A 13681-nucleotide genomic window follows, 5' to 3' on the forward strand; every position below is an offset into this window, starting at 1 on the left:
CTGCTTACCTCACAGACAGTTCATCGTTCTGGAGGTATATTAATATTTATGCGGTGAAACAATTTTTTATAAGCTTACGAAGTGATGTATTGTCTGTTTGCATCGAGCTATAAAAACATTAACTGCCTACAGAGTCCTACTCTCTGTCAGCTCTAAATATTCACAAATTAAATGATAGGAGAAATTTAATTTAATATCGTTATACCATGCCTATCAACAACCCCTTTCAATACAAAAGGCGAAGAATTGGGCTTATATTGTGCGAGTATTCTCCCTAGTTCTGCGTAGTTTTTAAGCGACCATTCAGAGTTTTGGTTGTTATCACGGGCTAAACCGGCAGCACTTACTAGACCAGCTTGATCAGTGATTATGTATCTATCATGCATTTTTGTTGAACCTTTTTGAGGTTGCCAAATATTCACTGTGCATTCGTGGTGTTGCTTCAGATGCAATTGAGCGAGAAACCTACGCCAATCTCCTAACCGAAAATCTTCTTTATTTGAATCCCATTTGCAATTGATAATAATCTTACCCGCTTGATATTTCCCTCTACGTTCTCGAAAGCTCTGCGCAATAAGCATCAGAGTCTCTTGGTATCTTTCCTGATCCAAATGAAAATATGGATCTATGATAGTGAGCTTTCTAGCGTAGCTTAAAAATGGCAAAAGCACCGCTTTCAACACACTACCTGTTGTTGGCAATTGTGTTGAACCAGAGACGCCATATTCTTTGTAGAGATTGATATCTTCAAGCTCTTCAATATGCTTAGTATTACTACTATCCCCTACAGAAGAATAGATTGTATCTAAATGTCGAATAGCATGGATATTTTCAATAACCTGAAGCCACTCCTCTTCTGATTCAGGTTGGCAATCATCAAGTTTTGGATGCGAAACAAGCCGATTTCTTTCTTTTAGTAACGATAGTGTTGCGAGTAGTTTGCTTTTGGGTTTGTCATCCAAACTGTCAATTTGAGCATAAACAGCTTTAATCCAATCAGATTTTTGCGCACCTACAATGATCCCGCTGTCACTGAGTAACTCAAGTAAACGTAATACGTCTCGCCATAAGAAATCTCCAATTACATCACGGCTGAACACTTGAGGAGTGAATGATACTTCTTTCAGCATTATGCAAAACGCTCCTTATATCCCTCTTCAAAAAAGCCATTCGGCCAAGGATCAAGTAATGTACCGTCTTCATCTAACTCAAGTTCATTCACATAGGTATGTTCACCATTATTATCCACGTAAAGCAAACAAACATCGCTTGGCGTAAGAGCGAGTGGACTATCTGGCGCAAGATCACCATTAGCGGTTTCTCTCATACGACGCATTATTCGAAGTAGCATGTGTTCACTATGACTCTCGATAATAAACTCATTATCTCGTTCATTGACACTTTGTATGAAATCATCAGCTATCTCACACTGCATAGCAGGATGTAAATGGAGTTCAGGCTGCTCGATGTAGATTTTGTGCTCGCGATGGATTTTTGATGCTAAAATGATCGGTAGAATTTGTGAAATTCCCAGCCCCATATCTTGAGGGTAAACCAGTGTACCGTTTTGCATATCTTTAAATGCAAGTTGTTTTAACTTCTGACCGCCGTCTAGTACGACAATTTGGTACCTGTTATTGATCTTACGCTCATCCCTAAGCCAATCATTAACAGACTCTAAGTGCGACGGGTCAGTAATTAGGCTATGCCACAACTGCAAGCTATTTTCAGCTCGACCAAGTCGTTTTTTATATTTCTGACCTTTGAACTCATTAATTACATCAACAAATCGCTGGTCGGTTTTAAAAAGTCTTGGAATAATATAAGGTAAGCTAAACAAAGCAGCAAAAATTCTAGGCAAGTAATTAAACTTTCCTTTCTTAATAAAAATACCAACGAATATTTTTGGTAGTTTTTGTATCATTCGTTCACTAAGTTCAGAGCGAACATAAGCAAGATAAAGTCTGACAGCCAAACTATTCGTAAAATCAGAAATTGTGCTATTTCGTAGTGGCTTACCCTCACGCTTATTGGCTTTAACTCTTTTTAGTTGTAGATCTAACCTAGTAGGAAGTAAACGCAAAGGAGAAAAGTATTGTATTGAAGACTCACACTTCAAGGTGTAGTTTACACCAGAAAATGAGTTTTGCAGGTATGGGTAAACACTTTCTATATTACTATTGACGTCACTAAATATGACTGAGAGAAATTTAAAATGTTCTTCTAGAGATACTTTATCTACCATATCAATAAAGTAATTATTACTTTGTAACTCACCAGCTCCATCATCAATAGATGACCGCTCTATTTTCGAAGACTTACATACTTTAAGATTATTTCCATAACTAAATTTCGACTCCAATTCAAATGATGAGCAAAATGGAGTAGTTATTAACTTCTCTAGTTCAACATATGTTTCGTCATAGTGTTTCTTCAATATTCTTTCATAATCAAGAAATTGCTCGGATGACTCATCACTTGAAGTGTATACCCTCGCCCATTTAATAAGCGCATTAACTTCGTGATATGTGTAATATTCAATAACATGAATTAGAGCTCGTTCCAACTCATTAAAAGAGCTACTGATACAATCAACATTATTTGACAATGTGTGGTTTTTAATATCAATATCGTACAGTAATTTAATAAAACCCTTGTTATTCAATGCTCTTTTTATCGACGCGTTATAACTGAAACACTCAAATTTATCTTTAAAAACGTCCTTTCCAAATAATTGATATGCATCACGCAAAAAAACATATTCTTGGCTTGATAGAAAATCTTGATCAACTTCATTCTTGTACAACTCTAGATCAAACATAGATATAAGCGATTTTAAACTTATATTTTCAATGTCGTAATTTTTATTTGCCTTATTTGAAATTTCATCTATTAGAGAAGCAAGCTTTTCTTTTGAACTTATCACTCCACACTTTTTAAACATTGGATTGAAATACTTTTTGTTATATTTAATATGTCTTTCAAGATTCAAATCATTAGGGTTAGCAATCGCCATAGATAAAACTATACGATTAGGCAAAACATATCCCATCAAATTTATATTTTTAATAAAAGTGATGTATTTTTCAAACGTAAAATCAGCAATATTAAAACCATTATCCTTTAACGACTTTGCAATTGGATAGCCACTGCCTCTAAAGTGATCTAAAAAACGGTCTGACTTGTAACGGTAAGTCAATGTACAGCTGGTATACTTAGCTTTCTTATGAATAAAATTGTTACCTTCGCCTAGATTTAATACATCACCAGCGAAATGACTACTTTTATGGATAGGTTGTATATTGTTCGCTTGATAGCCGGCTAACATCATAGCATGCAACAAAGAAGACTTACCGACGCTGTTTGGACCGTAAACTAAAGTGAGAGGCTTTCGGTTGATGGTTTGCGGCTTTGGACCAAAGCTCTTAAAGTTACTAAAGGTGAAAGTATCAAATGCCATACTAATTTTTCATATTTTTTTCGAGTATGACAAAGTCGAGCTTGATCGACAAGGCGGAAATAACCCAATTTTGCTTGTAAGATTACGTTCGGTAATCGTAACTATTTAACTTTGGTTTCAGCGGTGATGGTAAGTTCCATACGTACTCACCAGTAGTGTAACCATTGGCACTGCGACACAGTACAGTCTCCTCATAGGAAACCCAAACTGGTCGCATTATATTAAGTTGCGAAGATAAGTTTTACTTGGTCGATTGAATATAGAAATTAAAGACCGTCGTATGATTCTTAATCAACAATTCAGTTGCTTACAAGCATCGAACCACTCGTGAACTACACTCCGTGTTTCTTCGCTTGGTACGGCGTTCTTATATCCCGCTATCTGTTGAACCTCATAAGGGTACGCTTTCTTAGGGTTTATGCTTACGCCAATGGTCATTCGCTCTGGATACTCCATACGAAATGCGGCGTAATGACCCGCTGCAATTCGGTTGTGGTATACCGCAATGCAATGAAGTTGCTCTTTAGCTTCTGCACATAAATCTTCAAAATCGACGATTTGTGAAATACCGTATCCATCAGCTAAACATTTAGGGTATGGAACTTCCGTTCTCTCAGGCTTCATTGCTTCAAAGCGAAGATCTATTTGTCGAGCAACCCAAGCATCATGTAACTCAATCAAATCTTCTACGCTGCTCAGCCTCTCAACATGACGAACTGGATCGTTAATGCCTATTGCATTCCCTAGGCGCAAAGTATCGCTCATATACGCCATCATATTTCTGTATACGCTCTGGCGCTGTTCTGCTATTGAACGCCCTAGATTCGTTCCGGTAAGAAATGGGTGGCTATGGTCTAGTAAAAGCGCACTATAGGTGACCGCTTTGTAGTGACTAAAAACCTTGAACCGGGAAAAGTTAGCGTCCAGTTGCTTGAGTACATGCTTCAACTCACTAGAATACTCAAAATCAAGTGCCAGCTTGTCGATGAACTTCAATACTGCTTTAGATGAATCCAAGCCAAGCTGAGCTAAAATTTCTCGTTGCCCTTGCTTAGCAAGTTCAAGCGCAGCATCGTTATCAACACTGTACTTGGCGCATATCAATGCCAATAATATCGGGCGACCCTCTAACAACTGCGCCGCTTCAAAGCAATTTGCCGCCAACCAAAGCATTTGATACTGGTATTCAGCAAAAGCACTAGAGGCTGTTAGATAGTGTTGAGGAATACCATCAAGCCAAGTTTCGTACTGGTTGTCCCCAAACAGTAAATTCAGGCTTATTCCTAGCCCCCCATCGAGCAGTACCTTTTTCCCATCAGAGAATACTCGGTAACCATGTAGGTTTTTCTGCCAATGTTCCAACTCAATATCGTAATTGAACCCTAACATTGTCGTTGGTAGCGTAATCGTTGCGTTATTCACTATAAAACCAGAATGAAATGTAAAAACCAGTCCTCAGTATAGATCTAATGCGTCAATCAGGGAGGTTTGTAAGCTTACGAACTAGAGCATGGGTACAGTCGTAACCATGCTCTATTTTCGGAAAACACCGTCAATCAATTCATAGTTTCGATACGATATGAACGGCGATAAAGTTAAATTGAATTAACTCTTAGACAAAATCTGCAAGATAAGGGCTAGGGTTGTTAGATGCCGTCACATAAAGCCCTTTAATTGCTCGCGTCGCGGCAACATGAAGAAGCGCTCTTTCATTAAAATCGTAGTCTCGCTTCTCTACTGGATCTTCTGTTAGCACTTGTTTGAGAGGAATTACGTCCTTGTTTACCCCTGCAATCAAAATATACTTAAATTCCAAACCTTTGACACGGTGCATAGTTGCAACACGAAGCCCTTCTTTATCGCTGTCAGCACTGTCTGCAGATAATGCGTGAGTTTGGATACCCAATTCATTTAAAGACTTAGCGTAGCTGTCCCTGACAAAGTTAGTCCTGCCAACTAAACAAACATCTTTCAAAAGCACATCATTTGCCAACAACATATCAAGCTGTTGCTTAAGGAACGATACCTCTTCATCAAATGATGGCAGTACTTTAACGACTGGCATCTCTCCGTGGAATAGGGACAAGTAATCTGATGATCTATCCAATTCGCCATCCAGGTTATCAACTTGGACATTATTTAAAATTGAAGTGGCAAAACGTCTTGTTTCCTCAGTGGTACGATAATTGATTTTCAACTTTTGAGATCGACGTCCACGTACATTGATTCCACATCGCCCTAATACGACTTTGTTACGGTAGATTCGTTGATGGCCATCACCAACAATAAACATATCATTTTCTTGTTCAGGGACAATTGCTCGCAATAGTGAAAACGCTTGGCTCCCCATATCCTGAGCCTCATCGACAATAATCGATGAATAAGGCAGCGTAATTTTTTGCTCTTTGATAATTTCAATAGCATCAAGCATTGCCTCGTTTATATCTCGTAACCGTTTACGATTCATTTGATTACGAAACTCTTCAAAGACCGGCCAAATTTTCGCTCGTTGAATCCGACTCAGAGGTGTTCCCCTGCCGACACGGCTCACACTAAAATACTCCGACTTAGCTTTTACACCATTCGGTTGAACCACATGTCGCCACTCTTCTTCATAAAAAGACTCTGGGAAATATGGCTCAGAGGGCGCTAAATCAATAGCGTAATCCCAACAAAGTTTGCGCTCTTTGTCATTGTCATAAACAACTTTGTAGTCGTAATTAAATCGCTTCAAAAACCGAGAAATCCAACCATCGATGTTGGAGACTTCAATTCTTGCTAGTTGATCCTCACTAGCAATTTTTTTGAGATTGGCTTTAATATCTGACGCCAAGTTCCTTGTGAACGTCGTAAACAACACCTTTGATGAAGACTTACTTGTAGAAAGTTGTTCAGCCAAATGAACTGCTCTATGCATTGCAACCACGGTTTTGCCCGTGCCTGCCCCACCTAGAACACGTGTAGGCCCTTTCGCCTTTCGTGTAACAAGAACTCTCTGGCTTGGGTGTAAAAATACTCGCCACTTTTCGAGTGGAGCGTTCAACATTTTTTGTAGCTCTAAATCATCAGTAACCATTCGGAAGTTACGCTGAGAAGAAGCTCTCTCTAAAGCAGCGTTAAAGTCCGTAACATCGACGGTTTCACCATGGGATTCATTGTAAGTAGCTAAAAGATCCTCATAATCCTCACCCGCAGCAAGCAGATATAAAGGCTCATAAGATTCTGCCGGTAGTTTTTTCTCAAGTAACTCGAGATCTTTTTCAGAACACACTGCCATTACAGCATCAATAAAATCACTCGGAATACCCAGGGCAAGAATTTGCTCTCGGGAGAAATCATTAAAGAGTGCTTTTTGGATACGAGACTCTAATGTATCAACTCTAGGTTCCTCAACGACGTTGCTAACCTCTACGATTTGAATTGCCCCTGTAGATGGGTGGATCAAACAATCATGACGGCGAGCCCAATCATAAGCATCATCGTGGTGAGCTACCCACATAAGCATATAGATGTTGCCTTTTTCTGGCTTCAACACTATGCCGCGATAAGTTTGATCTATCCGTACAGAATGCACATTAGAACTTTTAGCATCGCGAATCTTTTCATAGTTAATACCGCTACTCATTGGGTTTTGGCGGAACTTACTGATAAATTCTTGAACTTTCTTCTGCTGTTGCTTAGGAATTTTTGCAAAAGACATCAAGAAGTCTCCCGCGATAGCAACTTTTGGCATTTCAACTGCAGTCATGTTAATCATTACCCATATATTGTTTTAGTTCTTTTAAAGCCTGATCAGTTAAGTCACCAACGACTACTTTCCAGCCCTTCTCAACAAATAACTTTTTATCGCTTTCCATATCGGGAAGTAAAAGTGCGATTTTGTAATCAGCCCATGCTAATTCAGCTTCGGCAACTATCTCACCTTCAGCACCGACGAGAGCAAAACCGACTTCTGGAATTTGGATCTCAAGCTCCAACATTGCAATAACTACTGTCTCACTAATAACCTCTAGTTCGATTAGCTCAGCCCAATCATCCGTGATTACAACCTCTGTTCTAGCATCAATCGAAACTTCTGTATCTCCACCTTTCACCGCTGAACTGGTGCTGCCTTGCACAAGCAATTTGTGCGAAGTAAATGAGAAATCACTCAAAAATTGCCCAAGGTTTACTAATCGCCAGTACCCATACAATGCTTGCTCATAACCATCATCCTCTGGGAATCGGTCATCAAAACATGCGTGTAAACGTGTCAAAGCTTCAGCATAATCATAAGGGCACTGACCGCGAACTTTCCCTGCAACAACGTTGACGTAAACTTCAGCTGGCATAACAGCGGCGAGTTCAATACTTCGTTGGGATGTGCCAAGTGAATCCAAAAGCCCGCCAAAGAAATAAGGGCCTTCCAAGCACAGATCGGGCAACCTACTCGGCTCCGCGTTTTCTCGCATTTCGTATTCAAACTTGTTTTTTCTAGCCAGATCTTTCGATGCAGAAATCGAGAGCCAATAAAAACTGCTTGCAAACATGGCCTGCTGATAAGTCATTGACATTTCAAGCGGATCGTGAAGATAGCGTTTCAAAAGAGAAAAGCTATTTTGATTCTCATAAGAATCTCTCAATGTCTGATAATTTGTACTTAAAAACTGCTTGTAATGCGCCTTACTGTCTTTCGCTGCAACATCCTGTCGACTTATGCCTATGACCTCTCGCACATGTTTCGCGTCTTGTTTTGCCAGATCATTCCAATAAAGAGTCCAGACATTGTACTTTCCACTATCTAATACTGCATTTCGTTTCTCAACATCATCAGAAACAATATTATAGTGGTGTGCAAAACCATCCAAATATACAGCGATTGGCTTCACATTCTTTAATTCTGAAGATGGATACAAAACAAAGTCAGGGCGTGTATCAATACAAACCCCATCTTTGTCCCCAAGACTCACTTGAGGGACTAATTGCCAAGACGATTTATTGTTAAGTTTGGATGACACAATCCAAGCAGCCTTCCCTCGTGCGTACTCTTTCGTGACAACAAATTCAGACACGGTTTGTTGAAGCGTATCTACGAAGAGCCTTTCAAGTTCTGACTCCAGCATCTTGTTTAGTGAGATATCAGAGAGAGACTTAACTTGCGTTAATGCACTTTCATCATCAAGTATCGACCTTAACAAACTTCTCGCGTGCTCACGCGATATTGACCGCATTTTTCCTCGGTCACGGTACGCATAAACACATTTATAACATCCATCCTTACCTTCAGACGCACAGCCACAATTTTCTATCACCGATAACGCTTCTTTCAAAAGAAGAAGTAAGTTTTCTGGCTCTTGCATTAGCTCTTTCAGCGCCCCCGTACCTCCTGGAACAGAGTCATAAACCACTAGATAGTGTCTGTAGCTCTCTCCCGAATCTTCAGGCTCTCGATAAATGATGCCTTTAATATGATCGACACTACCTTTAAAGTAACGTTTCATGCCCAATTGCAGAGCCGCGCTTAATGAGGCTTCCGTCACTTGTCCATTACCATAGCCGCTAACGGGCAAAAGAATGCGTATCGCTTCAGATTCAAGCTGGCGATAGAGAAACAGGAAGTCTTCATACTTTGCTTCCATCACCGTTCCACGGTATTTGCAGCTTATATCGTGAGCTTCTGGTCCCTTGCTCTTTTGAACAAAACCACAGTCAGAACACACTTTAAAGCCCGTCTTCTTTTTCTTCTCACCCGCAACACTAAATTCATTCGCTTCTTCAACTGAGCTGCCGAAGTTAATGTCACGCATAGAAACTCTACGTATGTACTCAAAGCCAAATGGGATGGATTTGTTTTGTACTTGATACGCGAACTCAACGTCTTCCGGCTTAAAGGAAACAAGCATTTGTCTCTGAAAAAAAGCTGGCGTCCTTGTATCTGCATCATCTGTAATTTTTGAATCTCGGACGCTAGAACGAGCATAGACTTGTCGGAGTTTCAGCATGCGCAACTTTTGTTCTGCGTCAGCCCACCCAGGGTGTCCACACTTAGGGCACGCTGAATACTGGTCGCTCTCTAAAAGCTCACTGTGGTTGCAGTGACTACAAACTCGCCATGTTTCAGGCTCAGAGACCTTCATGTCGATTTGTTCAATTTCAACCTTATGCCCACCGGCATAAAAATGATTGGTTGGCGCTAACTCAGAAATTGCTGCCGCTGCTGGTCGTTCGTACTCAAATGTTGAAGTAACATACTGACTTTTACCATCTTCAACCTCGACGGTGTCTTTCTTGCGCCAAAGAACAGAACGCAACGTGATACCAGCTTCTGGGAATGCATAATTCGGTAACAACCCTTCATCTGTCATGAAGTTAAGGGTATTTTTACTGTTAATCTCTCTAAGTAAAGCCAAGAGAGCATTACGTTCATTCTCTAATTCGTTCAAATCATTTTGGTAGTTTTGATCTTTAACCGGAGAGGATTTAAGTTTATCAATACTTCGTTTTAGTTTTTCCGCACGACTCTTCAACGACTTGCGATCTTTAACTAACATCTCCAAAGACTCTTGTATCTTTGGTGCTAATCCATATTCAATATCCGATCCTAAAATGAAAGACTTTAACTTTTCATATGATGATGGAGATAGAGAGTGAAAGACTTGAGTAAACTGTTCAAACAAAGTCTCCTTATGACTGTCAACAAAAGAGAGGAAGTTATAAGGGTACTGGTCTCTCAAGCCCGCTTCAGTTGCATCCAACATCTGTTTAACGCGTTTGCAAATTTGACTACTATCAATACCGGTCTTAATCCAGCGATCCATACAGAAAGCGGTGAGCTGTCGCTCAAGAATGGCTGAAGCATCTAAGAAAACGCCAGGGGCACTAACGCTACCCGCCATCATTTCAACAGGCTCTTCAAAATAAAACAGATCGTGCGCGTTACCTTCTGCAACAGTCATGTTAAACGCGTTACCATCCTTACGACCAGCACGTCCAATTCGTTGTAAGTAGTTAGCTTGAGCAGGCGGCACAGAGCAAAGCAATACTGACGAAAGATCACCAATATCAATACCCATTTCGAGAGTTGGAGTCGCTGACAACAAGTTTACCGACCATGCTTTACCATCGTTAATAAAGGCATTTTCGGTTTGCTCTCTCACTGTACGCTCTAGCAAGCCAGTATGCTCTGCAGCATTGACTCGGCAAACTTGCGAATGTGACCATTCTTTTTCTGGTAACTGTTTATCAACAGTGAAATGACCCTGACAGGATTCTCTGACACATGCCTTACCTTTCCAATAGCCTAATGCAGCCTCAGGAACAATTAACTGTTCACAGCAATGATCACAACCGAGAGCTGCAACTACTGAAGTGATTTTCAGCGCGGTAGAGTCAATACCCCAAGCCTTATAACTTTTAACATCAAGTTCTTGGAGGATGCCGCCTCTCCTCAAAGTCTCCAGCGTCAATCGATAAATGGTTTGAGTGTGATTCGCAATCATGATGTTGTCATGTTTGCCAAAGCACTTAATGACCCAATTTTGGTGCCAAGTATGTTTAGACTTTGTGGCAATGACCTGGTCAAAACGCTTGTTCTTTTCAAAAGTCAGGAATGCCGGGGTTCGAGTTTTATTACCCCAGTTCGGCATGTATTTTGAAGTTTGTTTATCAATTTTAGTCAGGTAGTACGTTTCACCTCCATCAGCGATATAACGGGTCAATGACTCATGAACAATCGCTCCTCTGTTACGCATACGATGTAGTAAACCTAAACAGAAATGAAGAACATCGGTATCGTTAACACCTTGAATTTCAGAGCCCAATTCGTCCATCAATGCTGTATGTAATCGAGAAGTTAGCCCAATTAAAGCCTCATCACAGACATCAATTGTATATTCACCCGTTCTCTCGAGCGTGCGACCAATTGAAGCCCTAAGACCAAACTCACTAAATACTTCCCAACTTAAACGTTTCTCGACAAGCGTTGGTAAAGCACTATTCACTGGCAAGGGCTCGCCACTTTCTACCATCTCTCGATAGTCGTTGAGCCATTCCATATTAGGCGCAATAAAAGTTGCGGCAAATGATTCCGTTGTGCCACAGCTCTTTTTCGCCACATCGATGACTTCTCTTGCAAAATCATACAGATTCATGCCTTCAGTAGATTTGGCCACCATGCCCATATGGCCACGCATCATTAGTGGCCATGTTCGAGATGAAAAGAACCCCGCTCGATGAGCAGCGTCCTGCACCGAGTCAGAAAAAGTTATCAGCTTCTTGTTTTCGTTATAACGGCTGCTATATATCTGATTAATAGCAACAGCAGACAATGTTGCAGATTGAGCACCCACAATTGATAGGCCATTTTTGCTCTGGCAATAAGGACAGTCATTACTAAAATGCGGTCCTTTTTTCTCACTAATCTTAATTTGATCCGGTAGGAAAACCCTGACTAACTCAGAGTGATCACAAGACTTACATCCAGCAGTCTGACCATCACTATTTAACGATAAACACTTTGTACAGATACGCCTTATGACACCTTTGCCAGGAGTGTCATCGTTATCTTCAAGCGGGAACGCGACTCGAATACTATGGTTCGCCCCAAAGAACAATCGATAAAATACATCAATCTGGTTTTCCAGCTGCTCTACTTGACCTTTGACAAAGCTACCCCAGCCTGTTGCATGACAATCACGGCAATTAATGACGGGGAGATATTTGTCCAACATATCATCAGAGACGTCGTCCCCAAAATTCAGGCGTGGCTCAGGATTGACGCTAGCAACAAGACGTCGAAGTTCACGAAACCAAAGTTGGTGACGTACTTGTAGAAATGGCAGTACAGGTCGTGGTTTACCCTCTTGCACTCTTTGTTTTTGCTTTTCTGATGTTTCTTCGACGGAGTTTCTGGCAATTGATATTAAAGAGCAAAAGCTTTGAATTACCCGACCAGCTTCCTCTTCTGAGATTGAAAAGACAGAACTCATGTCTGCGGACAGTGTTTTAAAGGAAGCAATCTTTCCGTTAATCATCTGGAGCAAAGAATGAAAAAAGCGATGTGATAAAATCGCTAGCCCCAATTCAATTCGAGTGGCTCGACCAGCATCACTATCGATATCAATAGGCAACAAAATTGAGTTTTCTGGAAACCATAACGCTAATTGGGCATTGATATACTCAACTTCTGAGGAATACACCGCTGAATCGAGTTTTTCAAATTCACCGAAGCTAGGATAAGTAAAATATTTAACCGATGCGTCTTTTAAGTATTCCTCGTAGCGATATCTATCCTCTTTGACTACAGAACTTTCTTCGAACTGAGAGTCAAAAATACTGCCCGCATACTCGAGTAGCGCGCTCACATCATCACCTACAGTTGCAGAAGTGCCAACACATGCAAAACCTTGATCGTCAACAGACAGATGATACTTTAATCGACGCACCAAACAGGCAAGGTCCGAGCCTTGGGCTCCATCAAAAGTATGTAACTCATCAACAACCAAATATTTTAAAGTGCCAGGTTCATTATGTTGCCAAAGAGTCTGGTCTTCTGGCCTCATCAACAAATAGTCCAACATCTTATAGTTGGTTAACAAAATATCAGGTGGATTCTTTCTTAAATGGTGTTTACACGTAATAACTTCATTTGGCCCCATGTTGGTCGAAGCAGTATCGGCTTGCTCTCCACCAACAAATAAACCAACGTTAACCTTGCCTTTTAAGCGTTCATCTTTGTATATCGTAGAAGCAAAGCGTTTCGCCTGATCCGTCGCTAGCGCGTTCATCGGATAAATGACGATTGCCTTTACCCCTTTGTTCTGCTGACCAGCACAAAAGTTCAATAACGGATAAAGGAAACACTCAGTTTTGCCTGAGCCTGTCCCTGTTGCTACCAACGTCGATAGTGGGCTTTCAGATGATAACCTTTGATACGCAATAGCCTGGTGCGCGTATGGAGTGAATGGAAGAGAAAGATGGTCAAAATAGTCTAATGACAGTTCACTTTGCCTAAAAGGCAATTGAATAGATAAATACGGCCCTTTAACTAAGTTCTCTTTATCTTGTAAGAAAGACTCCATCATCGAATAGCTCTCACTCTCAAAACAAGGACTATTCATGTTAAATGCTGATTTAACGTACTTTCTTAATGTTTTAACTACTTGCTCACTAACGACTGATGGCAGCATGTGTTTTTCCCAATCCTAACTAACCCGCTAATTTTATTGCTAAATGCATCGATAA

Annotated in this window: 5 protein-coding genes; all 5 read right to left on the minus strand. The window is 40.6% G+C overall.

Going from position 1 to position 13681, the window contains the following annotated elements:
- Positions 1-185 precede the first annotated feature (185 nt).
- A complete protein-coding gene (locus L1076_RS18270) occupies positions 186-1130 on the minus strand; it encodes a hypothetical protein (protein WP_237304216.1) in 945 nt (314 codons plus the stop codon).
- Positions 1130-3460, minus strand: a complete 2331-nt coding sequence (locus tag L1076_RS18275) for an AAA family ATPase (protein ID WP_237304217.1) — start codon at positions 3458-3460, stop codon at positions 1130-1132. Before L1076_RS18275 ends, L1076_RS18270 begins: the two co-directional genes overlap by 1 nt.
- Positions 3461-3751: 291 nt before the next feature.
- Positions 3752-4882 carry a PcfJ domain-containing protein gene (locus L1076_RS27070; RefSeq protein WP_237304218.1) on the minus strand — a complete coding sequence of 377 codons (1131 nt, stop codon included), beginning with the start codon at positions 4880-4882 and terminating at the stop codon, positions 3752-3754.
- 190 nt (positions 4883-5072) lie between these two features.
- Positions 5073-7208, minus strand: a complete 2136-nt coding sequence (locus tag L1076_RS18285; RefSeq protein WP_237304219.1) for a UvrD-helicase domain-containing protein — start codon at positions 7206-7208, stop codon at positions 5073-5075.
- 1 nt (position 7209) lies between these two features.
- The gene (locus tag L1076_RS18290) at positions 7210-13626 is read right to left on the minus strand and encodes a DEAD/DEAH box helicase (RefSeq protein WP_237304220.1); all 6417 of its coding nucleotides are present in this window, start codon (positions 13624-13626) and stop codon (positions 7210-7212) included.
- Positions 13627-13681: the final 55 nt, after the last annotated feature.

The organism is Vibrio sp. MMG023 (assembly GCF_021654215.1).
Classification (GTDB): Bacteria; Pseudomonadota; Gammaproteobacteria; order Enterobacterales; family Vibrionaceae; genus Vibrio; species Vibrio jasicida.

Coding starts and splice junctions, on each gene's coding strand:
- L1076_RS18290 (WP_237304220.1), bottom strand. CDS start 13,626: ATGCTGCCATCAGTCGTTAGTGAGCAAGTAGTTAAAACATTAAGAAAG.
- L1076_RS18270 (WP_237304216.1), bottom strand. CDS start 1,130: ATGCTGAAAGAAGTATCATTCACTCCTCAAGTGTTCAGCCGTGATGTA.
- L1076_RS18275 (WP_237304217.1), bottom strand. CDS start 3,460: ATGGCATTTGATACTTTCACCTTTAGTAACTTTAAGAGCTTTGGTCCA.
- L1076_RS18285 (WP_237304219.1), bottom strand. CDS start 7,208: ATGACTGCAGTTGAAATGCCAAAAGTTGCTATCGCGGGAGACTTCTTG.